The organism is Nocardia pseudovaccinii (assembly GCF_050942345.1).
GTDB classification, from domain to species: domain Bacteria; phylum Actinomycetota; class Actinomycetes; order Mycobacteriales; family Mycobacteriaceae; genus Nocardia; species Nocardia pseudovaccinii.
In genome coordinates this window covers 1,719,245-1,742,434 of sequence record NZ_CP192074.1, presented here as the reverse complement: position 1 = coordinate 1,742,434, position 23,190 = coordinate 1,719,245, and the positions used below count along the sequence as shown (strand labels likewise).

The following is a 23,190-nucleotide window of genomic DNA, read 5'->3' as shown; positions in this document are numbered from 1 at the left end:
AACCCGCCGCCCCATGGGCGCGGCGGGTTCCGGCGGGGACCCTCAGTTCGGTGTCGCGGCCAAGTCGTAGACCGCGACATTGCCGATGTGGACGGCCTGGTAGTGCGCGGCGACCCAGTCGCCGATGTCCTTGTGGCCGATCGGTCGCCACGGCTCGTCTTCCGGGGCCGGGGTCGCGGCATCACCCTGGTTGCGCACGCGCCAGGAATCGGGCAGTTGCACTTCCTGTGCCAGGTAATAGCGGACCTGGTGAGTGCGGACCAGTTCCTGGAACTGATCGAGGGTAGGCACCGGATCCTCGGAGGTGAAGCCGCCGATCGCGATAACCGCTGTGCGGCTGGCCAATTCGAGGGTAGCCGCGGTCGAGGAACGGTCCACGGCCGCCGACCAGCGGGTCGTGGTGTCGCTCAGCATGTTCACCACTTGCGGCTCCGCGAAGTTGCCGCCCATGATCCGGCCCACCTGGGATTGCTGTTGCGAATCGGGCTTGCGCGCCTTGGCCGGGCCGACCGTCGGGCCGCCGCCGGTATGCGACTGCGGTAGCGTCACCACCGCATATGCCGTCGAACCAGCCAGACCGGCGATGACGCCCGCGATGACCAGCACGGAGGTCACCCGGTCCCGCGCGCGACGTCGTCCGGCCGCCGGAAGCGATGCGATGAGCAGACCGACCGCCGCGAGCACCGAGAGCACGATGATCGTCCAGCGCAGCCACGGCTGCCAATCCGAATTCCGCTGCAGGACAACGAATGCCCAGACACCGGCGGTAAGAATGAGTGCGGCGGAGCCGATTCGACCGAATGCGTCGGCACGGCGACGCCACATTTCGTGCACACCGAGTGCGAACATTCCCGCCACGGCGGGCCCGATCGCCAAGGTGTAGTACGCGTGCATGCCGCCCTTCATGGTCGAGAAGGCGATGCCGTCGATGATCAGCCACAGGCCGAAGGTCAATGCCGCGCCACGAACCAGATCGGTGCGTGGTGCGCGCCACCGGGATGCCAGCACCAAGACGAAGGCGAGGATCGCCGCGGGCAGCAACCAGGAGATCTCGTAGCCGATTTCGCCGGTGAACAGCCGGTCCGGACCCGAACCGAACCCGCCGAAGCCTTGTCCGCCTCCGGCATTGTGCGGCATCTCGTAGCCGGGTGGCAGCTCGAAGCGGTTGCCGCCCTTGTGGTTGCGGCCGAGGAAGCGGGCGAAGCCGTTGTAGCCGAGCACCAGATCCATGAAGGTGTTATTCGTGGATCCGGCCAGATACGGCCGCGAGGATTCCGGCCACAGGATGGTCAGCACCACGTACCAGCCGGAGGAGAGGACCAGCGCGCCCGCCGCGGCCAGCAGATGCCACAGCCGCGTACGCAGCTTGGTCGGCGCGACGATCAGGTAGGCGATGCCCAATGCGGGCAGAACCATCAATCCCTCGAGCATCTTCGCCAGGAATGCGAAGCCGAGCGCGACACCGGCGAGCATCAGCCACCGCACACTCGCCTGCCGCAGTGCTCGGATCGTGCAGTAAGCGCCCGCCGTCATCAGCAGGACCATCACCGCATCGGGATTGTTGAACCGGAACATCAACGCCACCACCGGTGTCACCGCGAAGACGGCACCGGCGAGCAGCCCCGCGCCGCGGCTTTGCGCCGCCCTGGTCACCGCGCCGTACATCAGCGCGACCGTCGCGACGGCCATGAGTGCCTGCGGTATCAACATGCTCGCACTGCTGAAACCGAACAGCTGGCCGGAAAGCCCCATCACCCACTGCGATACCGGCGGCTTGTCGACCGTGATGAAGTTCCCGGGATCCAGCGAGCCGAACAGCAGCGCCTTCCAGTCCCGCGAACCAGACCAAGCCGCCGCGGCATAGAAGCTGTTGCCCATGGCATTGACGGTGATATTCCACAGATAGGCGACCGCCGTCGCGATCAGCAGCACCGCCAGCCCGATGCGCTCCCACCGTCTGATCGGCGGCAGCGCTGTCGCGGGTGCGGGCGGGGTCGTATGGGGCGGCGTCGTATCTGGTGGGGTCGTGTCGGGCAGGGACGCCGGGGCACTGGTCACTGTCACCTGGGGAGTATCACAGCCGTCCCGGTGGACCCCCTTTGCGTTTCCTGTCAGTCCGCTGTGAGCCTGCCCCTAAACGCTGTGACCAGGAGATTCAGGTCGCTCAGCGCGGTAACTGTTCAGCTCGCCGGAATTTCGCGTCGGAACCAGTCGAGGATTTGCGGGAGCGCGACGCGCGCGGTGGCGGAGTGGTCGATATCGCCGAGATCGGTGAGGGTGGCCCGGTCGGTGCGCATGGCTTGCAGACAGTGTTCGGCATTGGCGTAGAGCACATTTCGATCGCCGGTGGCAGCGTATAGGTGGACCGGAACGCGCGGGGTCCAGTCGCAGGTGCCGTCGCTGGCGGCCACCGCCTCGCGCGCGGTTCCGGTCGGATCTTGTGCCAGGGCAAGGAACTTCGGCGTCAGCAACATTTCGGGACGCACGGGCAGGGCGGTGCCGATGGTGATCTCGTTCTGCTGTCCGTCGAAGAGTTGTTCGATGCGATCGGCAATCGGTTCCTGGAAGGCGGCGGCGGGCTGGTCGTAGAGGTGGTAGATCCGGTTCATCGCGGTGATCCAGTAGGCGAGATAGAAGACCGCGACCGCCGGGAGGACCCGGCCCGCGATGGCGCCGGGCGTCTCGACGTGCTGAACGTCGTAGGGGCCGCTGATCGGCGCCAGCGCGGCCAGTCCGAAGCCGGGCGCGTCACCGCCCTGTAGCGCCTTGCCCAGTGCGGTCGCGGCCTGACCGCCCTGGGAGAACCCGGTGACCAGGACGTCGGGGTCGAGGTCGCGCTGCTGTCCGGCGGCCATGGTGCGGGCGGCGCGCAGCAGATCGACCGACGCGCTGACCTCCGAGGGCGCATGGGTGTAGGGATGCGCGCCCGGGCCTACGCCGAGGCCGAGGTAGTCCGGTGCGACGGCCGCGTAGCCCGCCGCGGCGAACATGATGGTGCGGGCCCGATCGGCACGCGTGTCGTTCACCGAGGGCGCGTCACTTTTCAGCACCAGCGTGCCGTGCTCATAGGTGACGACGCGCAGCCGCCGCGACTCGGTGCGCGGCAGCACGACAAGGCCGCTCGCCGTGGTCGGGTCGCCCTCCGCAGTGACGGTTCGGTAGACGACACGATAGGCGTCGACGCCGTTGCGCGCGGGGGTGCCGATATTCGCGCTGGCCAGATAGGTCGTTGTCTGTTCCGCCGACAACTGCGTGACCGGCGTGGTGCTGACAACTTCGCCGCGCGCGACCGCCGGTGCGTTATCGGACCCGCAGGCAGGGACCACGAGCAGTGCCGCGGCGAGCAGTGCGATTACCGATCGCGGTGTGCTGCGCATGAATTCGGGTTCCTCTCGAACGACCACACGGACCATCGTGACACCGCCGACTCGTATTTCCGCGACTCGCCACCCGACCGAGGGTATTTGCTCCGCATTCGCTGCCGTGTTATTAACCAGGCGATTGTCAGCCGTTTCGGCCCAGATCACCGAGCCGATGGCGTGTTTCGTTTGCAGGTCCCGAATTGTGAGCGAAGGAGCGTTTGCGGTGTTTGCGAAAAGTTCGCGTGTTCTCCTACCGATTATCGTGCCCGCGGTACTCATCGGCACCCTGTTCGGCGTGTGCACCCCGGCGCACGCCGACGAAGCACGTCCGGACGGAAGTGTGCCACCGGCCGGTGCCAACGATTGGACCTGCCGCCCGTCGGCGGCGCATCCACAACCCGTTGTCCTGGTGCACGGCACCTGGGGGAATCAGAACTCGTGGGATGTGCTCGCACCGCAGCTGAAAGCGCAGGGCTACTGCGTATTCTCGCTGAGTTACGGGCGCGCGATCTCCAGTATGCGAGGTGCACAACCGGGGGTCTACGGCACTGCGGATATGCGCAACTCGGCCAGGGAAATCGCGCGATTCGTCGACGAGGTGCGTGCGGCCACCGGTGTCCCGAAGGTGGATATCGTCGCGCATTCGCAGGGCGGTCCGCTGGTTCGGCAGTTCATGCGCTTCGACGGCGGCGCGAATCAGCGGGATCCCGCGGAGAACAAAGTGGACCATCTGGTCACCATCGCGGCGACCAATCACGGCACCACCGCCGAAGGGCTCGGCTTCCTCCTGCCGACCGGAAGTGCGCAGGCGCCGATCCTCGGCCTGATCGCGAGATATCTGGGCACGGCCGCGGCGCAACAGCTGATCGATAGTGAATTCCTGCGCAGCCTCAATGCCGGAGGCGATACCGAGCCGGGAGTCAAGTACACGGTTATCGCCAGTCGTCTCGATCGGGTCGTCACCCCGCCCGAGACCACCTTTCTCATAGCCGGAATCGGGGCCACGGTCGACAATGTCTGGGTGCAGGACCTGTGCCCGGACGACGAATTCGACCATGGCGCGCTGCCGGAATCCCCCACCGTCGGCTACGTCGTGCAGAAAGCCCTCGATCCGGCGTACAGCGGTCCCGCCTGCCAGGGCTGACCTGCGCGGATTACCGGCACCGACGCACTGTCGTCAACGCTGTTATCGTCGATAACGCCCATGGTGCTCCGGTGGTGGGACCGTGCGCCGCACCGTCCCCCGCGAGGAATGAACTTTCGTGAAATACGTGCCGCGTATCGTCCTGTTTCTGGCGATTCCCGCCCTGCTGTTCCTGGTCCCATGGTGGACCTTGATCGGCGCAACGACCGATGGGGCGCTGTTCTGGCTCGGCTCGGCGGTATTCCTCGCCGGTTTCGTTTGCCTGCCCGCGGCGATGTTTCTCGGTCATGGTCCGAAGCAGCACGATGCGGCGTCCATCGTCGGCGACACGCTACTCGGACTGATGTGGGTGGTTTTCAGCTGGTCGGTGATCGGCAATGTGGTCGGGCTCGGATTGGCCGTGAGCGGGGTGGACGATCCGGCGCGATCCAGGATCGTCGCCGCCGGGGTATTCGTGATCGCCGCCGCGCTGTCGGTCTTGGGGGTGATCGAGGCGCGCCGGGTGCCTCGGGTGCGCACCCTGGATGTCGCGATCCGCGGACTCGGACCGGCGCTCGACGGACTGCGCATGGTGGTCATCACCGATACCCACTACGCCGCACTGGACCGGTTGCGCTGGTCGGAAAAGGTCGTCGATGTGGTGAATGCGCAGCGGCCCGATATCGCTTGCCACGCAGGCGATCTCGCGGACGGCTCGGTCGAGAAGCGGCATCCGCAGGTCGATCCGCTCGGCAAGATCGAGGCTCCGCTCGGCAGGTTCTACATCACCGGCAATCACGAATACTTCGGCGACGCGGCGGGCTGGATCGAGCACATGACCACGATCGGCTGGCAGCCGCTGCACAACCAACACGAGACGATCACCCGCGGCGACGACCGGCTGGTGCTGGCAGGCATCGACGACCCCACCGGCGTCGGTCTGCCCGGACACGGGCCCGACCTCCCGGCCGCCCTCGCGGGCGCGGACCAGGACGCACCGGTTGTCCTGCTGGCCCATCAACCCAGGCAGGTCATCGAGGCCGCCGCGGCCGGGGTGGCGCTGCAGATCTCCGGTCACACGCACGGCGGCCAGATCTGGCCGTTCCACTATCTGGTCCGCCTCGAACAACCCGTGGTCGCCGGTCTCAGCCGCCACGGCGAGCACACCCAGCTCTACACCAGCCGTGGCACCGGGTTCTGGGGTCCGCAATTCCGGGTCTTCGCGCCCAGCGAAATCACCGTCCTCGTCTTGCGCAGCGCCTGAACGAGAGTCGCCCCGCAGGGGTATAGCTTCGCGTGGTGGACGCTATCTGGCACGCGCTATCCCTGGCCGGGTCGATGACCTGGGAGATCCTCTGGGCTCTTGTTCTCGGCTTCGCGCTGTCGGCAGTCGTGCAGGCGGTGGTGCGCAAGTCGACCATTCTGCGGCTGATGGGCGATGATCGGCCGCGCACCCTCGCCATTGCGGCGGGGCTCGGCGCGGCCTCCTCGTCGTGCTCGTATGCGGCTGTGGCGCTGGCGCGTTCGCTGTTCCGCAAGGGGGCGAATTTCACCGCCGCGATGGCGTTCGAAATCGGTTCGACCAATCTCGTCATCGAACTCGGCGTCATCCTGGCGCTGCTGATGGGCTGGCAGTTCACCGCGGCCGAATTCGTCGGCGGGCCCATTATGATCGTGCTGCTCGCGGTACTTTTCCGATTGTTCGTGCGGTCCAGGCTCGTCGAGGAGGCCCGCCGCCAAGCCGACCGTGGACTCGCCGGATCGATGGAAGGCCATGCCGCCATGGATATGGCGGTCGCCGCCGAAGGCTCCTTCGTACACAGGCTGCTGTCGCGGTCGGGGCTTACCGCGGTCTCCCATGTTTTCGTGATGGAATGGGCCGCGATTCTGCGCGATCTCGTCATCGGTCTGCTCATCGCGGGGGCGATCGGCGCATGGGTGCCGGAGACGTTCTGGCAGCACTTCTTCCTCACCGATCATCCACTGCTGTCGGCCATTTGGGGACCGATCGTCGGGCCGCTGGTGGCGATCCTGTCCTTTGTCTGCTCGATCGGCAATGTCCCGCTGGCCGCGGTGCTGTGGAACGGCGGCATCAGCTTCGGCGGCGTGATCGCCTTCATCTACGCCGACCTGCTGATCCTCCCGATCCTCAATATCTACCGCAAGTATTACGGCACCCGCATGACCCTCACCCTGCTCGCCACCTTCTACACCGCCATGATCGGCGCCGGATATGTCGTCGAAATCCTCTTCGGTACAACAAATCTCATTCCCACCGAGCGCAACGCCATGGTGATGACAGAAGGAATTCGGTGGAACTACACCACCTGGCTCAATATCGCCTTCCTCATCCTCGCGGCCGTCTTGGTCACGATCTTCATGCGCACCGGCGGAATCCCGATGCTGCGCATGATGGGCGGCTCCCCCGACACCGAGCACGATCACGACCAGCATGAGCACGACCGTGACCACGGATCACCGCACGGCGGTAGGTAATCCGTTCGCCGAGACGATAACGCTGCCGCATGTAGTCGTGGGCGGGATGGGTCGGGTCGGAGGCGGCGGCCTCACCCCAGCCCTGCTCACTGGTCGACGCGGCGGCCAGCTGCACCGACCCGGTCACTGTTCCGCGCTGAACGCAATACGACTTTTCAGCAAGGCGGCGGTGGCGGCGCTGTACGCGTGACTCGCTTCCACCGGACGCAGGGTCGGGTAATTCGATCGATGGGTGACGATCACGCCGTTCGGGAGGGTTACGGTGCGATCCGGGATAGTGGCAACGCAATTGCCGCCGGATTTGGCGACGAGGTCGACGATCACCGTCCCGGTTCGAAGTGTGTCCAGTGCGGTGGCGTCGAGCAGCAGTGGGCCGCGGGAGCCGCGGTGCACGGCGGCGCAGATGATGAGGGCGGGCGGGTCGGCGGCGAGGTGGGCGAGTAGCCCGTCCGGATTCGGCAGGAATGCCTTGGCACCGTGCCGGATTGCGGTGGACTCCTGTTCCCTGCGGTTACCCGATGCGGTCGGCTCGTCGCCGTGGGCGGCCGCCGCGGCGATGGCGGCGAGTCCGGCCTGCCCGCAGCCGAGGATCAGGGCGCGCACCGGCCCCTCGGTCGAAAGGAGTTGTCGCCCTTGCTCGTAGGCGACTTCACCCGCTATCCGGCTCATCGCGGAGAGCGCATCGATATCGGGGCGGGAGTGCGGAACGGTTTCATAGCCGACGGATTCGATACCGCGTGCGCGCAGTTCCGCGATCACGTCGCGGCGATGCAGCGGGTCCTGGAATCCGATGAGGGTCATACCCGGTCGCACCGAATCCAGCTGGTATGCCGGAGGTTTCACCCACACGATCACATCGCAACGCGCGAAGATCTCCGCACGCTCGCCGACCTGTGCCCCGGCCGCCACGTAGTCCGCGTCGTCGAATCCGATGGACCGGCCCGCATTGTGCTCCACGATGACCCGCACGCCCGCGAGCCCGCGCACATCGTCCGGTATCAGCGCGACGCGCCGCTCCTCGGCAGCGGTCTCCCGTAGAACTCCGAGAATCATTGTTGTCCGATGACCGGCAGACCGCACCCGGCCAGCACTTTGGGATAGGTCAGCCCACTCCGGATCTCATACAGGAGCTGTTCGAGCCGGTCGAACAATTCGTCGACCAGATCCGCCGACTCGCGTCCCGGCGCCTTGCGGGGCGCGAGCACGTTGAATCGGACACCGAGTCGTTCGGATCCGGTCCGGTCCAGCGCGACACTATCGATTCCGGCACCGGCGAGCAGCAGATCCTCTATCTCCGCACTGGTTTCGACGCCTGCCTGGTCGAGGACCGCCTCGTCGAAGACCACGGTGAGGAACATGCCCTGCCGACTGCCCAGCGGCCGAATGACTTTCACACCGCGCCGAGCATTGATCGCATCGATGTGGCCGTGCGCGCGATCCAGCTGGTCGAGCATCCGCACACGGTTCTGCGCGAAGTAGCTCTCGGGCGTGTGCTCGACAATCGCCCGCGCCAGATGCGTCGACTCGCGCTGGAACGAAATGGTCAGCCGGTCTCGGATCCTGGCCAACCATTCGGCATCTCCCGAGCAGGCCGCGCCCAGTTTGCACGGTCCGAAGGCATTGTAGCCCTTGGAGTTTCCGGTAATGGTCAACACCTGGTCGTACAGCCGACGCATGCCATCGTCGGTCGCGATCCGCACTGCGGCAATCGGAATGTGCTGTTCCACCATGCAATCGAAGGCCATATCGCAGATGACCGGTACCCCACTGGCAACCAGCACCCGGCCGATCGCCAGCAACTCGTCGGCCGAATAATCGGTGAATACCGGATTCCCGGGCAGCGTGAGCAGCACCCCGCACAGTTCGTCACGGTCGGCGAAGTAGTCCAGGCAGGATGCCAGCAGATCCGGGTCGATCTTGAAGGAGTCATCCGGCGCGACCGGGCACGCCTCCATCCGCAGACCGTACTTCTCCACGTGAATGCCCGAACTCTTGTACAGGCCTTCCGGATACACGATCACGCCGCCGGGGCGGGCCAGGGTCGCGACCGCCTCCTCGAGCAGCATGGTGCTCGAGTACGGGCAGACAATGACCTCCTCCGGCGATACCCGGACTCCGGCTATTCCGTCGACCGGCTCTGCCAATCGCCCGAACAGCTTGTGCGCCGCCAACTCTCGCAATACCAGCGGCTGTCGCTTGTGATACATCGTGCCGTCGGCGTATTCGTCCGGAGGTTGGGTATGCATCAGTTCGCGCCATGCCAGATCCAGTGCGGCGACGGCACTTTCGGCAAGCGGTAGACCGGTCTCGCCGTGGTAGGCGTCCAGCACATCCGAATACGTCCGGTCGCCCGTCCCCGCGAACTGCGGCCGCGCACCCAGATGCCTGCGCACTTCCCGCTTGCGCTCCTCGGAGCGATTGGTGCGGGCGGCGAGGCTGGGTGCCGGTGTCCGCCAAGGCAGCCGATCGTTGTCAGCCTGCCGAGTCACGACACCTCACTTTCGAAGGACGGCTCTCCCGGCGCGGTCATCTCTCGCCAACTCTGTTCCAGCGCCGCACGGAACAGACCGCGGCAATCGCCCTCGGTGAGGCGCTCGTAACCGGCCAGTTCCGGTGACGCGACGATGTCGTCGACGACAATGCCCGAACCGGCGACCTTCAGCTCATAGAGGCGCTCGAACCGGCGCACCGCGAATGCGACATCGTGCTTCAACGCCGAGAACCGGGTCGCCACGCGCGCCTGCCGGGAATAGTCGTATTCACCGACGGCGACGTACTTTTCGTCGACGATGAGCATGCTCTGCGCATTGCGCGCGTGCTCGCGCTTGACCAGCACGCTCTCCACCCCGGCACGCGCCTGTTTCCACAATTTGTCGTCATAGGGCCACACATCCTCGATCGTGTCGAGGACATACATGCGTCGCACATCGATTCGAGGCGGATGGGTCGTATCGGCCAGGCGCAGAATCGCGGCGTGATAGTCGTCGCCGACGTCGCCGCCGATGGTGCCCAGATCAGCGGTGTGGATCGCGCGGACCGACGCCTTGGCCTGCTCGAGGATCATCAACCAGTCGCTGACGGTATTCCATTCCCAGACCGTCGCGCTGCGCGAGGGGATCTGCGCCAGGATTTCCTCGGCCCGCTCCAACTGCCGATCCGCGATCATGCGCAGCGGTTCGATCTCCTCCCGCGCGAAGGTCGCATCGATCAGGCTGCCCGCGATGCCGAGCGCCCGCTCGACGAGTTCAGGGTCCTTGCCGAGCAGAACATTGAAGCGCATGCGCAGATCGTGATATCCGCCGCTGGCGAGATCGTCGGCGATACCGTCGGTCGAGGGCAATTCCTGGCCGAGCGCCAGGCTGAGACGTTCGCGCAACGGTAGCGGTGGCACCCGAGTCCCGTTCTCGATCTGCTGGATCAGGCTGCGCGAACAACCTGTCTTGGCCGCGAGTGCGGCCTGGGTGAACCCGCGTTCCGTGCGGAGCCGACGGACCAGATCCCCGACCTGCTCACCGTCCGGCCCTGAGCCAGCCATGCCGCGCCTCCATCCCTACGCTCGGATTTTCAATGCTCACGATGTGTCATCCGACGTCATCATAGCCACGTTACGCCGCGAGGCAGTGATAGCGACGATGGAAGTTTTCTGAGCGATCGCTGGAAACCGTACGGGCGGGCGGATATTGCGCAAGGCCAGTCCGATACCTACGACCCCGAACGCGCGTAGCTGCACTCAAAGCTGCTCTCACGGAGCGGATTCCAGATACGTAAAGCTGAATTTGCTTAAATCGAAGCAATATTGATTGAGAAATATCTTCAGATAGCTTCTATGCTTAGTTGACATCCAGAAGTGGCGATCCATAGCATTGTTGTCAGCGTCACATCTGATCCGGAGCTCGCGCTCCGGGACAGATGGTTTCGATCGACCAAGGGAGGGGTCATGACACTGAAGCTGGCCGACTGGTTGATCACCAGCGACATCACCCCCGAAACCGCCCGCTACACCGGCAGCGGCTGGGTCCTGAGCTGGCTGCCCGGCCGATTGCTGACACGGGAGCAGGCCATGACCGGCATGGTGCTCGACGAGACCCTGAGCGATCCGGATCCCGAGGACTACGTGCTCGCCATGGAGATCGCCGCCATCCGGGCCGCTGATCTCGGCCTCGAATTGGCTCAGGCGGTCGTGCTGCTGCACGCCCGCATCGTCGAACGAGACCGGCGGCAAGCCGGCGCCAACTGCCGCATCGCGGTACCGACCACACCGGCCGCGTAACGGCAGTTGGCGCCGCGGAGGGGTCGGCGCCACCTGACGTCGCGCCGAAACAGGGTCCGGCGAGCACCGCCCGCCGGACCCTGTTTCACGAGCCGGAAACGCCGAATATGCTTGGCGGAGCACCACTTTCGCTCGATTCGCGGGCGGCGGCCGGATGCACATCGACCGTGCGCGCGGTGATACGCGGCCGCGGAATGCGAACCCGCGCTACGGCACCGAGCCGAACGCCTGCTTGAAGTCGGGGCACTCGACCAGCGGTTGGTGGGTGCAGGTGGCGGCGTGGCGAAGGCTGTCGCGCATGCGAGTGAGTCTGGCGATGTCCTCGTCCAATTGCCGGGCCTTCTCCGCCATATGACGGCGGAGTTCGGTATCCGCTGGCGTGGCCACGAGGAACCGCGCGATCTGCGCGAGTGTGAAACCCGCTGCGCGAGCACAGGATACGAGCGCCAGGCGGTCGATCACCTCGGGCCGGTAGGTGCGCCGCAGACCGTTGCGCCCGTCGGGTTCGATGAGCCCGCGCTTCTCGTAGTACCGCAGCGCCGACGGCGCCAATCCGGACCGCTCGGCCACTTCCGCGATATCGAGCACCATCACTTACTCCTTGACTTGAAGCATGCTTCAAGTCAGACGATAGGCCAATGAGCGAAACAAAAGAAGAGCTGCACCCCCAAGTTCAGGCGTATCTTGACCGTCTCGCGCGCGCGGATTTCGGCTCGGTGCACACCTTTACCCCGGAGCAGGCACGCGGGGGATGGCGGCGACAGATCGCCCTACTCGGTGAACCGGAACCCGTTGCCGACATCCAGAACCGCACCGTCCCGGGCATCGGCGGGCTCCGGATCTACACCCCGGATGGCGAAGGTCCCTTCCCCGCATTGGTGTTCTTCCACGGCGGCGGCTTCATGCTCGGCGATCTGGACACCCATGACGGACTGTGCCGCAGTCTGGCCAACGGTGCGGAATGTGTCGTGGTCTCGGTCGACTACCCCCTGGCTCCGGAACACAAGTTTCCCGCCGCACCCGACGCCTGCTTCGCGGCGACGCGGTGGGTCGCCGAGCATGCGACGAGCATCGGCGTCGACGCCGCTCGCATTGCCGTCGGCGGCGACAGTGCGGGCGGCAATCTGGCGGCGGTTGTCGCGCGCATGGCACGCGACAGCGACGGTCCGGCACTGACCTTCCAACTGCTGATCTATCCCGATCTCGATTTCCGCAGAACGAATTTCAGCATCACGGAGTACGCGGGCAAGTACGGAAATATCAGCCGCGATGCCCAGCACTGGTTCATGGACAGCTACTTGAACAGTTCCGAGGAAAAGCTCGACCCGCGGGTCTCCCCACTGCTCGCCCCCGACCTGGCCGGGCTGCCTACGGCACTCATTGTCACGGCCGAATACGACGCCCTGCGCGACGAGGGCGAAGAGTACGGTCAGCGACTCGAGGAGGCAGGGGTTCCGGTCACGGTCGCTCGCTATACGGGGATGATCCACGAATTCGTCCGGCATCCCTTCGACGACAGCAAGCGCGCCCGACTCGATGCGGCGACGGCGCTGCGGAAGGCATTCGCCCGGTAGCGAATTGCGTCAGTCGTCGTTCGACGGTGCTCGGGAAAGAACAATGGGCATCCGCCACGACAGGCGGACCGGATTGTCGGTCGCGCGACGCAAGAGCAGCCATTGTGCGATGGCCGCCATGGTCGAACCGAGCGAAGTCACCACGGCGAGAAGTCCCCAGTGGGTAAGACCGGCGGATGAGTAATTGGAGGTACCGGTGCCCGGGACGACGAGTTTGCCCCTACCGGTGGCCCAGTTCAATATCTGCCCGATCTGACCGCCCATGTCATATGTCCGAGAGGTCATCGCCTTGAGTTCGGCGCCTTTGCTATTGAGATAGATCAGGCAGAGAATCACGGAAAACGCGGCGCACGCCAGCGAAAACGTCGTCAGGCGGGCGAAAATCTCGTTGCGAAGGCGGATGTTCAGCACTATTGCGCAGAGTGCGACGATGATGGCGGCACTGGCGAGGATGGCCCAGAAGCCGGTGACCGGCGGGGTTTTGGGCTTCGTTTGCGACCAGACGTTCAGGTAGTTCGTGGTTATTTCGAGGCGGCCGAAGGCATTGGCGGCGACCTTGCCGTCGGGCCCCTGCGCGGTGATCCACGACTGAAACAGCAGGATGAGGGTGGCCGTACTGCCGACCGCGGCCACTATGTAGCCCCAATAACATCGGAGTGGCCCCAGCCGCGCCCGGAGCTCTGCCAGCTCCGCGGCGCGGCCCTGTGTCGTTCGCGCCCCCGCCGGAGCGGTCCCGTGGCGAGATGTAATGGCTCGGGCGGAGTTCGGCTGCTCCATCAGCTCAGCATAAGTGGCGAAGAACACGCAAATTCACCTCCAGTGGGAACCTCGGTCGGTGGTGGCCTGGGAACAGATCCGGTACCCGAACTGTTGCCAACCCCGGGGGTTCGAACGAGAGCGAGGTCGACCGTGCGGGTCGAGATCTGGACCGATATCAATTGCCCCTTCTGCTACCTGGGCAAGAAGCGGTTCGAACAGGCATTGACCGACTTCCCGCACCGCGGCGACGTCGAGGTGGTGCACCGTTCGTTCGAACTGGATCCGACGCTGCCCGCCGACGAATCCGGACCGGTGATCGCCAAGATCGCACACAAGTACGGCATCAGCGAGGCGCAGGCGGCCGCCAATGAACGCGGCATCGGCGCACAAGCCGCCGCGATCGGTCTGCCCTATCTGACCGAAGGCCGCGATTACGGCAACTCCTTCGATATGCACCGCCTGCTGCACTTCGCACTCGCCGAAGGCAAACAGGACGCCCTCCTCGACGCCCTCTACCGCGCGAATTTCGCCGAAGAACAGTCCCTGTTCGCCGATAACGAGCGCCTGGTGCGACTCGCCGTCACCGCTGGACTCGACGAATCAACCGCACGCACCGTTCTCGACGACCCGAATGCCTACGCCGACGCCGTCCGCGCCGACGAACAGGAAGCCGCCCAACTCGGCGCCCGAGGCGTCCCATTCTTCGTCTTCGACCGCAAATACGGTGTCTCCGGCGCCCAGCCCTCCGAAGTCTTCGCCCAAGCCCTGGACCAGGCCTGGGCCGATCGGGAGCCGGTCATTCAGACCATCGGCGGAGCCGAGGTCTGCGGGCCGGACGGATGCGCGTTGCCCGCGCGCAATTAGCCTGCGGCGCAGTCCTATTCGGTCTCGTCAGTCACCTTCGCGGCAGGACCGAGCCGCACCACACCGGCGTCGAGATCGATCTCGACGCGCGGGCGGTGGACCTGACCGTCGCTGTCCTCACTACCTTCGTCGGCCAGCTTCTGCCCGGGGAACAGTTCACCCATAACGCCCATAGTTCGACGATAGTCCGCGCAGCTGTCACGCTTCGAAAGTCGTCGATAGACGTGGGTCGACCGGCAGTTCGCGAATCCGGCGCAGCTCCTCGAGAACCAGATGGACGGCGGCACGTGGCGGTGCGCCGCGGCGGACGACGGCGGTGATCGTGCGGGTGACGGGATTGGCCAGTTCCCGGGTCGCGACGCGATAGCGCGGATCGACCGCCAAGCCGGGGAGCAGAGCGATCGAAAGTCCGGCCTCGACGTGCTGCAACGTCATCAGGTAATTGCTGAACCGGCACACCACCCGCGGTTCGAATCCGGATTCGCGGCACAGCCGGGTGGCCAGATTCGCCATATACGACTTCGGCATATCGAAGGCCCACGGCTCGTCGGCGTAGGCGGCGAGGTCGGCGGGTCCGCGGAGGGCGCGCTCCGGTGGCAGGACGAGCACGATCGGATCGGTGGCCAACGGCACGATATCCACATCCGAGCCGAGCGGATGTTCGACGAAATCGGTTGTGGTGATGATGATGTCGGCGTCGCCGACCCGCAGCGCGGGCATACTCTCGTGCGGTTCCAGCTCGACCAGTTCGACATCGAGATGCGGATGCGTCTGCGCGAGGCGCGTCACCGTCGGCACACACAGCGAATGGATGGCGCTCTGGAATGCGCCGAGCCGGACCGACCCGACCGGTTCCTCGCCGAGGCTGCGCAGCTCCGCCTCGACGCTGTCCATCTGATCGAGGATGCCCCTGGCGCGGCGCGCCAGCATGAGCCCGGCGGGGGTGAGCCGAACCCGTCGGCCGGTGCGTTCCAGCAGCTGGGTGTGGGTTTCGGCCTCCAGCACCGCGAGCTGCTGGGACACGCTGGACGCGCTGAGGTGGGCCGCCTGCGCGACCGCGCGGACGGTGCCGAGCGAGTCGAGCTGGCTGAGCAGGCGCAGTCGCCAAGGATTCAGCATGGGTCCATTGTTGTGCGGCTCAGCCGAACAGCACAGCCGGAAACGTGAGATGGACCCGATGCTCGGACGGCCCTTACCGTCGAAAATATGGCCGCTCCAATCACCGCAGCACTGTCCACCGACGACTTCTGGGCCGACGCCGATCGGCACCTCATCCGCTATGCGGGTGCTGGCGAATTCACCCGCGAAATCATCACTCGCGCCGCAGGTAGCTTTCTGTATACCGAAAGTGGCAGGGAGATACTGGATTTCACCTCGGGCCAGATGAGTGCCATCCTCGGACACGCGCATCCGGACATCGTCGCGACGGTTCGACGCCAGGTCGGTGAGCTCGACCATCTGTTCAGCGGCATGCTGAGTCGTCCGGTCGTCGACCTGGCCCGGCGACTGGCCGAGACCTTGCCCGAACCTTTGGAAAAGGTTCTGCTGCTGACCACCGGCGCGGAGTCGAATGAGGCCGCGATCCGAATGGCCAAGCTGGTCACCGGAAAACACGAGATCGTATCGTTCGCGCGCTCCTGGCACGGTATGACGCAGGCGGCGGCGAGTGCTACCTACAGCGCGGGGCGCAAGGGCTACGGCCCCGCCGCACCAGGGAATTTCGCCATCCCCGTGCCGAATTCGTATCGTCCCGATTTCACCACGGCCGCCGGCGAACTCGACTGGCGGCGGCAACTCGACTTCGCGTTCGATCTGATCGACGCTCAGTCGGTGGGCAGCCTCGCGGCCTGCCTGGTGGAGCCGATTCTCAGTTCCGGCGGCGTCGTCGAACCGCCGCCCGGCTACTTCGCCGCGCTGCGGGACAAGTGTCGCGAGCGCGGCATGCTGCTGATCCTGGACGAGGCGCAAACCGGTCTGTGCCGTACCGGATCGTGGTACGCATTCGAGCGCGACGGCGTCGTGCCGGACATGCTGACCCTGTCCAAGACACTCGGCGCGGGGCTGCCGCTGGCGGCCGTGATCACCAGTGCCGAAATCGAGCAGCGGGCACACGAGCGCGGGTTTCTGTTCTTCACCACCCACGTCTCGGATCCGCTGGTCGCGGCGGTCGGCAATACCGTGCTGGATGTCCTCGTTCGCGACCGTCTCGACGAGCGTGCGGCGGAACTCGGCACGTTCCTCCGTCGCGGCCTGGAGCGAATCGGCCAGCGGCACAGCGTCGTCGGTGACATCAGAGGCCGCGGCCTGCTCGTCGGATTGGAACTCGTCCTCGACCGCGAAACCGAACAGGGCTCCGACGAACTCGGCGCACTCGTCACGCGGCGCTGTTTGGAGCTGGGACTGCACATGAATATCGTGCAGCTCCCAGGAATGGGCGGTGTCTTCCGCATCGCCCCGCCCCTGACCGCCACCGAAGACGAACTGACCCTCGGCCTTTCCATCCTCGATCAAGCCATCGGCGACGCAGTCACCCGCGGCTGAGGCTCAATTGCCGTTGACGCCGGTGTTGATCCGAACCACGACCTTGTCATCGGTGACGTCCTGCACCGTCGCGCTGAACCCGTTGGTGGCTTGGGTCTGCCCGACCGGAATATCGACCTGCTGACCCGCCACCTTCAGCGTGACCGTATTGCCTTTCACCGCGACGAGTTCCGCTTCGATGCCGAGCACACTGGCCTTCGCGTTCACGCCACGCGTGAAGGTGACCGTACAACCGCTGACCTGACACTCGGACTTGTACCCGGCCCCTTCGGACGTGCACGCCGCCACCGCGAGGGGCGTGATCAGGGCGAACGCGGACAATGCGAGCATCCGTGGCACAGACATGCGGGCCAGTGTAGGTGGCGATGGTCGCCGCTGGCCCGCGATGGGAGTCGTTGCCGATGTTCGGATCGCTCACCACGGTCTGCTTCGGCACCGAGCCCGGGGACCGGCCCCACCACTTGGCTTGGTGTGGCCGGTCGCCGGTATCACACGAGTCTGCGCTCTGGTCAGCGGCCGAGCATCTGCAGGTGCCTGGTCTGCTGCCGGAGATGGTTCAGCTGCATGTCCGCCTGATTGGCCCGGTCCTCCGCCCGCGCGGCCAGATCCTCGGCCCGCTGCGCCAACTGGGTGGCCTCATCGGCCTGACCTTGCGCACCGGCCGACCGCTGCTGCAGCTGGTTGGCCTCCCCCTGAGCTTGCTGCGCCAAACTTTCGGCCTGCTGCGCCTGGCTCTGCGCCCGATCCGCCTCACTCTGGGCCTGCTGCGCCTGATGGGTGGCCTGCTGCGCCTGATGACGAGCCTGCTGCGACTGCTGAACCGCCTGGATCGCGCTCTGGTGCGCGATCTGGGCCTGATTGTTCACCTGCCGCGCCTGCCCCTGCACCTGACGTGCCAGGGCCGCAGCCTGGCTCGCGGCCTGGCGGGCATTCTGTGCGTCTATGCGCGCCTCATTGCAGAAGGCCTGGCACTGGATCTGCGCCATTTCCGCATCCCGCCTGGCCACATCGATCTCGTCGCCTGCGTGGACGCCTTCCATCGACCGCTTTTCAGCTACGTCCTGTGCTGCCATATTCGAGCTCCCTTCCAGAAAGTGTGGGTGTTGCCGGGAAGAACTCGCATACCAACGGGTCTTATCCTGGCCGAAGCCGAGTAACACCGCAGCAACTTCCACGCAATCAATAGCGGAAGCGGGAACACCCGAGGCTCGACGCCCGCGACGTGGCGCAGATCTAAGTGCCCGCCATCTCGGTGACCGGGGTCGGCTGGTTGAACAGCCTGTTCCAGTAGACCAATGGCATTCGATTGCTGACATAGGTCGAATGGACTCGGCCGGTCAGGATGCTGTGGTCGCCGCCGTCGACGACCTGCACGAGTTCACAGGCCAGGCGGGCGGCGGCGTCGGGGAGGCCGGGTAGGTCGAGCTCGCAGGGTCGCATGTCGCCCGCGGCGAAACGGTCGACGCCGGATTTCGCGAACCGCATCGCGATATCGGATTGATCGGCGGCCAGGACATTGATCAGGAAGAGCTGTGCCGAGACAAAGGTTGCGTGGGTGCTGGCCGATTTGTCCAGGCAGATCAGTGCCATGGGTGGGTCGAGGGACAGCGAGCTGAACGAGCTGCCGGTGAAGCCTGCGGGGCCGGATGGCCCGATCGTCGTTGCAACGGCGACCGGGCTCGGGATCCGGGACATGGTGGCCAGAAAATCGGCTCGATCGATGGTCATGGTCGGCCCTTCGCTATCGGCGCATCTTCAGCGGACCGCCCAACAGATACTGGCCGACCATTTCGTAATTCGTCGGCGACAGCGTCATATGCTTCACCGCCGCGTGCACATCGCGGAATGCGCGCTCGAGCCTGCTGCTGGTGTAGAGCGAACTGGTGCCTGCCATGGCGTGTGCGATATCGACCGCGGCCACGGCCTGTTCCCCAACGGTCGAGCTGGTCAGCCGCACCAGCGCGCTGAGTGCGTCGCCGCCGGTTTCGCCGAACGCCGCAACCTGTTGTGCCGCATCGTCGAGCAGCAGCCGGGAGGAATGCACGAGCATCTCCGCTCGGCCCAGTTTTTCCTGCGCGGTATGGCTGGCCGCCAGCATGCTCGTGCCGCCCGCGGGTGTCTTCTCGATCGCGACCTTCTTGATCGAGTCGAGGGCATCCTGTGCAATGCCGACCGCGGTCGAGGCGGTGGTGAACGGTCCGAAGTCGTAGTAGCCCACCGGATATGCGCGCGTGGCACGCGCCGATGGCGGACGCAGCAAGTCGGCCTGATCAACGGTGAAGTCGTCGGGTACGAAAACATCTGTGACGCGGTAGTTATTGCTGCCGGTGCCGCGCAATCCGGTGGTGTGCCAGGTATCGCTGAATTCGGCGTCGGCGCTCGGCACGAAGACCATGCGCATTTCCGGGCCGCTCTCCCGTTTTACCGGCGCACCGCCTTCGGTGACGAACGCCGCGCATACCAGCCACTCGGCATGTGCACCCGCGCTGGCGAACCCCCATTCGCCGCTGAGCCGGAAGCCGCCGGACACCCGCTCGGCACGGCCACTCGGGTTGATACCGCCGACTACCAATTCGGTGTTCTCCCCGAACAGCTTTCGCGCGGTCGGCTCGGGAAGATAGTCCGACAATCGGCCGATGGCACCCTGCACACCGACCTGCCAGGCGATCGATGCGTCGATGCGCGCCAGCGCCCGCAGCACCAGCGATCCGGTGGCCAGATCGAGCTGTTCGCCCCCGAATTCCCGGCCGACCCATATGCGATGCAGGCCCTGATCGCGGATCGCGTCGATGACGGCGCGCGGCGTGACGCGGTCCCGTTCGGCGGCTTCCCGATACTCCTCGATGACGGGCGCGATTTTCGCGATCCGCGACAGCCATTCTCGTGCCTGCGCCGAGGGCGGTGGTTGCAGAATGCCGCGCGGCAGTGAAATGGCGTGCGGCTGGGTTTCGACGGTCACGGTACTGACTCCTTCATGAATGGGTACGAACTCGACGGTAGAAACTCATGCGCCGAATCGGGAGATGCGGCGCCGAAGATCGGTCGGAAGTGGTATTCGGTTCGCGGCGTTTCTATTTCGCATTCACGGCACTTTTATCCGGCCGCCGCGCCTGTTCGGTGCGCAGCGCAGCATTGAGCTCGAGCTGTGGCGCCAGATCGTCGCCGCTGTTATCGAAAAACGCGACACTGCTGGCCAAGCCCTCGAAGCGGTCGTAGAACTTGCGGGCGACCTCCGCGGGCGTCCCGACAATGCCGAGAATGTCCAGCGTCGCGTCGTCGATCACGGCGGGCAGATCCTCGAGCCGACCCGCACCGGCCACCCGGAGCAGTTCGGCATGCAGATCGCCGAGCCCGCAGGACTCCAGTGCGACCTGGTAGCCGGGCACCGTCGCGTAGAACGCGATACTCGCTCGTGCCGCATCCGCCGCTTTGCCGAAGGACACCTCGTCGGTTCCGGTCACGACGATCGGCGTGAGGTGAATATCGAAGTCGTCCAATGTCTTTCCCGCCTCAGCCCGGCTGTCGGCGAGGATCGGCCGCACCACATTCCGCAGATATTCGGGGGTGGTCAGGACGTGTCCGAGGAATCCGTCGGCGACCTCACCGGCCACCTCGATCAACCGCGGCCCGACACCGGCGAGCAGAATCGGCGGTGGCCCATAGGGATTCGGGCCCGGGTCGAAGAACGGGTTGAGCACCGTATGCCGATAGAATTCGCCGCGAAAGCGCAACCGCTCGCCGGTACCGAAGCAATGCCAGATCTGGCGCACCGCAAGGACATATTCGCGCATCCTGTCGGCGGGCGCGGACCACGGCATGCTGAACCGGCGGGTGATGTGGTTCTGCTTCTGGGTGCCGAGGCCAAGGGTGAACCGCCCCTTCGCGACCAACTGCAGATCATTGGCGATCATGGCGGTGGACATGGGATTGCGGGCGAAGGCCACCGCCAGTCCCGTCGCCAGCCGCACCCGCTCGGTCCGGGCGGACGCCAGCGCCAGGCCGACGAACGGATCGTGATTCGTCTCGGCGGTCCAGATGGAATCGAATCCGCCGTGCTCCAGTTCCGCGGCGGCGTCGCCGAGCACCTCCGGCGACATCGAGGTGGTGTGGAAGTCGAACCTCATGGGGATACCTCCGTATCGGGTCTCTGCGACGATGCAAACATTTCGCGGACCATGCCGGCGATTCCCCGAAAGATGCATTTGATCGCTGTTTGAATCGCATTGGATCCCATTGCGGAAGAGTCGAATCATGTACAACTACGTCATTACCGCGCCGGGTCAGGGAGTTCAGCGGCCGGGCATGCTCGATGCCTGGCTGACGGCGGTTCCGCAAGCGCTCGAGCGAATCACCGAATGGTCCGATATCGTCGGCTTCGATATGGTGTCGGCCAGCCGTGACGAAGTAATGCTGGGCGATACCGCGATCGCGCAACCATTGATCGTCGCCGCCGCACTACTCTCATTCGAGCTATTGCGCGATCGGATCGATTCCGCTGACGTGCTGTTCGCCGGACATTCCGTCGGCGAATTGGCCGCTGCGGCGGGCGCCGGATATGTCAGCGCGACAACGGCGATCACCCTTGCCGGTGCGCGCGGCGCGGCCATGTCGGCGGCGTGCGCGGTGACCGAGACCGGTATGGCGGCCGTCATGCCGACCAAGCGCGACGGCGCGTCGGATGCGGCCATCGTCGCCGCGGTCGGCGCGGCCGGACTGACAGTCGCGAATTGGAACGGCAGCCACCAATTCGTCGCGGCCGGAACAAAAGACCGTATCGATGCCTTCATCGAAGCGCGACCGCAAGGACTGCGTATCGTGCCGCTCACCGTCGCTGGCGCATTCCATACCGATGCAATGGTCACGGCGACATCGAGTTTCGCAAAGGCCGCAGCTGAAGCCAGCTTCCTGGAACCGGTCTCGGCCATGGTCGGCAATGCGGACGGCGCGCTCATAGCCAGTCCAGATGACTTGCGACAGCGACTGATCGCCCAGATCACCGCACCCGTCCGCTGGGACCTGTGCGCCCAGACCATCGCCGCACACGCCGCCCCGGACGCACCGCACCTCGAACTCGCACCGGCGGGGCCGCTCACGCGACTCCTCGAACGCGAGCGCCCGGCGGCTCGCGCGCTGGCGATTCGCACTCCGGAAGATATCGACCCCACCGCCGAGGCCGCATAACGCAGTGTGTCCGGGCCCACCCGATGGCCCGGACACACCCATGCACCTGCGGCTCAGACGAGTTGCACGACCGCCTTCGCGTGACTGAGCACCTTGATGCCCTCGGAGGTCACGGTGAAGTCCACCCGCACCCGTCGTTGCGGCAGTTGTGCCGCAACCACCGCGGCCACCACGATCCGCGCTCCGGCATCGTCATCGGGCACGAACACCGCCTCGCGGCACCTGACACTGGTCTCCAGTACCGCGCCCGGATCGCCGAGCCAGTCGGTGAGCACGCGGTTGGCCAGCCCCATGCTCAGCGCGCCCTGCATGATGACCTGCGGCAAACCACCCAGTCGCGCGTACCGGTCGCTCCAGTGGATCGGATTGAAGTCACCGGACGCGCCGGCGTACCGGACCAGATCCGCACGCGTGACGGCAATCTCCCGTGGACCGATCTCGAAGCCGACCGGGATGTCATCGAACGTCGGCACCGTGGTGGGCCGACGATCGGACAGTGGATCGAAAAGCCAAGTGCTGGCGACCAATGCCATCTCAGGCCACCTCCGCGACTACCGGCGTTTCGGCCCGCTGCACGAACGACGAAGTAGCCACACACACCAATTCGTCATCGGTGGAACGGATTTCGGTACGGAAGGCGAAGACGCCGTGTCCGCCGAGATCGTCGACCTGGGTAATGGTCTCGGCCAGGGTCAGCGCGTCACCGGCATGGACCGGGCGCAGATGGGTGAAGTTCAGGTCACGGTGCATCAGCCTGGCCCGCGCCAGCCCGAACTCCGGATCGGACATGGCCCGGTCGTCGGCCATCAGGGTCAAGGTGACCAGGAAGGTCGGTGGTGCGACAAGATCCGGATGGCCGAGCGACCGTGCCGCGGCCACATCGTGGTAGGCCGGATTGTCGTCACCGAGCGCCGCGGCGAATTCGCGAATCTTCTCGCGACTCACCTCGTATGCCCGGGTCACCGGGTAGACCCGGCCCCTGAAATCGGTATTCACTGCGGAATCCTTTCGGTCTGAATA

The 23,190-nt window shown here is 65.5% G+C and carries 24 protein-coding genes; 8 read left to right on the top strand and 16 right to left on the bottom strand.

Going from position 1 to position 23,190, the window contains the following annotated elements:
* Window positions 1-42: 42 nt before the first annotated feature.
* Window positions 43-2,064, bottom strand: coding sequence for an ArnT family glycosyltransferase (locus ACQPZ2_RS07775; RefSeq protein WP_433524932.1), 2,022 nt, complete (start codon window positions 2,062-2,064; stop codon window positions 43-45).
* Between the two features lie 116 nt (window positions 2,065-2,180).
* Window positions 2,181-3,404: a hypothetical protein gene (locus ACQPZ2_RS07770; RefSeq protein WP_433524931.1), complete on the bottom strand. Its 1,224-nt coding sequence runs from the start codon at window positions 3,402-3,404 to the stop codon at window positions 2,181-2,183.
* 181 nt (window positions 3,405-3,585) lie between these two features.
* Between ACQPZ2_RS07770 and ACQPZ2_RS07765 the strand changes: the two genes are divergently transcribed.
* From ACQPZ2_RS07765 to ACQPZ2_RS07755, 3 genes are all read left to right on the top strand, one after another.
* Window positions 3,586-4,506 (top strand): esterase/lipase family protein, encoded by a 921-nt coding sequence (locus ACQPZ2_RS07765; RefSeq protein ID WP_433524930.1) that lies wholly within the window; start codon window positions 3,586-3,588, stop codon window positions 4,504-4,506.
* 118 nt (window positions 4,507-4,624) lie between these two features.
* On the top strand, window positions 4,625-5,749 hold the full coding sequence (locus ACQPZ2_RS07760) for a metallophosphoesterase (RefSeq protein ID WP_433524929.1): 1,125 nt from the start codon (window positions 4,625-4,627) through the stop codon (window positions 5,747-5,749).
* 32 nt (window positions 5,750-5,781) lie between these two features.
* Window positions 5,782-6,981, top strand: a complete 1,200-nt coding sequence (locus ACQPZ2_RS07755; protein WP_433524928.1) for a permease — start codon at window positions 5,782-5,784, stop codon at window positions 6,979-6,981.
* Between the two features lie 123 nt (window positions 6,982-7,104).
* Here ACQPZ2_RS07755 and ACQPZ2_RS07750 read toward each other — a convergent pair whose 3' ends face one another.
* The 3 genes from ACQPZ2_RS07750 to ACQPZ2_RS07740 are packed head-to-tail and all read right to left on the bottom strand — an operon-like array spanning window position 7,105 to window position 10,516.
* On the bottom strand, window positions 7,105-8,034 hold the full coding sequence (locus ACQPZ2_RS07750; protein WP_433524927.1) for a hypothetical protein: 930 nt from the start codon (window positions 8,032-8,034) through the stop codon (window positions 7,105-7,107).
* A complete protein-coding gene (locus ACQPZ2_RS07745) occupies window positions 8,031-9,470 on the bottom strand; it encodes a pyridoxal phosphate-dependent aminotransferase (RefSeq protein WP_433524926.1) in 1,440 nt (479 codons plus the stop codon). Before ACQPZ2_RS07745 ends, ACQPZ2_RS07750 begins: the two co-directional genes overlap by 4 nt.
* The gene (locus tag ACQPZ2_RS07740) at window positions 9,467-10,516 is read right to left on the bottom strand and encodes a helix-turn-helix domain-containing protein (RefSeq protein ID WP_433524925.1); all 1,050 of its coding nucleotides are present in this window, start codon (window positions 10,514-10,516) and stop codon (window positions 9,467-9,469) included. Before ACQPZ2_RS07740 ends, ACQPZ2_RS07745 begins: the two co-directional genes overlap by 4 nt.
* A gap of 402 nt (window positions 10,517-10,918) precedes the next feature.
* On the opposite strand from ACQPZ2_RS07740, the gene ACQPZ2_RS07735 reads away from it, so the two are divergent.
* Window positions 10,919-11,251, top strand: coding sequence for a hypothetical protein (locus tag ACQPZ2_RS07735; protein WP_433524924.1), 333 nt, complete (start codon window positions 10,919-10,921; stop codon window positions 11,249-11,251).
* A 207-nt stretch (window positions 11,252-11,458) separates the two neighbouring features.
* On the opposite strand, the gene ACQPZ2_RS07730 is transcribed toward ACQPZ2_RS07735, so the two are convergent.
* On the bottom strand, window positions 11,459-11,842 hold the full coding sequence (locus ACQPZ2_RS07730) for a MerR family transcriptional regulator (protein WP_433524923.1): 384 nt from the start codon (window positions 11,840-11,842) through the stop codon (window positions 11,459-11,461).
* 47 nt (window positions 11,843-11,889) lie between these two features.
* Here ACQPZ2_RS07730 and ACQPZ2_RS07725 point away from each other — a divergent pair, with 47 nt between their 5' ends.
* The gene (locus ACQPZ2_RS07725) at window positions 11,890-12,825 is read left to right on the top strand and encodes an alpha/beta hydrolase (protein ID WP_433524922.1); all 936 of its coding nucleotides are present in this window, start codon (window positions 11,890-11,892) and stop codon (window positions 12,823-12,825) included.
* A gap of 9 nt (window positions 12,826-12,834) precedes the next feature.
* On the opposite strand, the gene ACQPZ2_RS07720 is transcribed toward ACQPZ2_RS07725, so the two are convergent.
* Complete coding sequence (locus tag ACQPZ2_RS07720) at window positions 12,835-13,458, bottom strand: hypothetical protein (protein WP_433524921.1); 624 nt, start codon at window positions 13,456-13,458, stop codon at window positions 12,835-12,837.
* 276 nt (window positions 13,459-13,734) lie between these two features.
* Between ACQPZ2_RS07720 and ACQPZ2_RS07715 the strand changes: the two genes are divergently transcribed.
* Entirely contained in the window at window positions 13,735-14,448 is a 714-nt protein-coding gene (locus ACQPZ2_RS07715) for a DsbA family oxidoreductase (RefSeq protein WP_433524920.1), read from the top strand.
* A 14-nt stretch (window positions 14,449-14,462) separates the two neighbouring features.
* On the opposite strand, the gene ACQPZ2_RS07710 is transcribed toward ACQPZ2_RS07715, so the two are convergent.
* A complete protein-coding gene (locus tag ACQPZ2_RS07710) occupies window positions 14,463-14,621 on the bottom strand; it encodes a hypothetical protein (RefSeq protein ID WP_433524919.1) in 159 nt (52 codons plus the stop codon).
* A 25-nt stretch (window positions 14,622-14,646) separates the two neighbouring features.
* Window positions 14,647-15,567, bottom strand: coding sequence for a LysR family transcriptional regulator (locus tag ACQPZ2_RS07705; protein ID WP_433524918.1), 921 nt, complete (start codon window positions 15,565-15,567; stop codon window positions 14,647-14,649).
* Window positions 15,568-15,654: 87 nt separating this feature from the next.
* Between ACQPZ2_RS07705 and ACQPZ2_RS07700 the strand changes: the two genes are divergently transcribed.
* Window positions 15,655-16,989: an aspartate aminotransferase family protein gene (locus ACQPZ2_RS07700; protein ID WP_433524917.1), complete on the top strand. Its 1,335-nt coding sequence runs from the start codon at window positions 15,655-15,657 to the stop codon at window positions 16,987-16,989.
* A gap of 3 nt (window positions 16,990-16,992) precedes the next feature.
* On the opposite strand, the gene ACQPZ2_RS07695 is transcribed toward ACQPZ2_RS07700, so the two are convergent.
* The 5 genes from ACQPZ2_RS07695 to ACQPZ2_RS07675 form a co-directional block, all read right to left on the bottom strand.
* Complete coding sequence (locus tag ACQPZ2_RS07695) at window positions 16,993-17,334, bottom strand: hypothetical protein (protein WP_433524916.1); 342 nt, start codon at window positions 17,332-17,334, stop codon at window positions 16,993-16,995.
* 164 nt (window positions 17,335-17,498) lie between these two features.
* A complete protein-coding gene (locus tag ACQPZ2_RS07690; RefSeq protein WP_063036588.1) occupies window positions 17,499-18,062 on the bottom strand; it encodes a hypothetical protein in 564 nt (187 codons plus the stop codon).
* A 160-nt stretch (window positions 18,063-18,222) separates the two neighbouring features.
* Window positions 18,223-18,717: a flavin reductase family protein gene (locus tag ACQPZ2_RS07685; RefSeq protein WP_433524915.1), complete on the bottom strand. Its 495-nt coding sequence runs from the start codon at window positions 18,715-18,717 to the stop codon at window positions 18,223-18,225.
* 13 nt (window positions 18,718-18,730) lie between these two features.
* Complete coding sequence (locus tag ACQPZ2_RS07680) at window positions 18,731-19,948, bottom strand: acyl-CoA dehydrogenase family protein (protein ID WP_433524914.1); 1,218 nt, start codon at window positions 19,946-19,948, stop codon at window positions 18,731-18,733.
* 112 nt (window positions 19,949-20,060) lie between these two features.
* Complete coding sequence (locus ACQPZ2_RS07675) at window positions 20,061-21,113, bottom strand: TIGR03617 family F420-dependent LLM class oxidoreductase (protein WP_433524913.1); 1,053 nt, start codon at window positions 21,111-21,113, stop codon at window positions 20,061-20,063.
* A gap of 127 nt (window positions 21,114-21,240) precedes the next feature.
* Here ACQPZ2_RS07675 and ACQPZ2_RS07670 point away from each other — a divergent pair, with 127 nt between their 5' ends.
* On the top strand, window positions 21,241-22,170 hold the full coding sequence (locus tag ACQPZ2_RS07670; RefSeq protein WP_433524912.1) for an ACP S-malonyltransferase: 930 nt from the start codon (window positions 21,241-21,243) through the stop codon (window positions 22,168-22,170).
* 53 nt (window positions 22,171-22,223) lie between these two features.
* On the opposite strand, the gene ACQPZ2_RS07665 is transcribed toward ACQPZ2_RS07670, so the two are convergent.
* Both ACQPZ2_RS07665 and ACQPZ2_RS07660 read right to left on the bottom strand, forming a co-directional pair.
* Entirely contained in the window at window positions 22,224-22,703 is a 480-nt protein-coding gene (locus tag ACQPZ2_RS07665) for a MaoC/PaaZ C-terminal domain-containing protein (protein ID WP_433524911.1), read from the bottom strand.
* A gap of 1 nt (window position 22,704) precedes the next feature.
* Window positions 22,705-23,166 carry an FAS1-like dehydratase domain-containing protein gene (locus ACQPZ2_RS07660; protein WP_433524910.1) on the bottom strand — a complete coding sequence of 154 codons (462 nt, stop codon included), beginning with the start codon at window positions 23,164-23,166 and terminating at the stop codon, window positions 22,705-22,707.
* Between the last annotated feature and the right edge of the window lie 24 nt (window positions 23,167-23,190).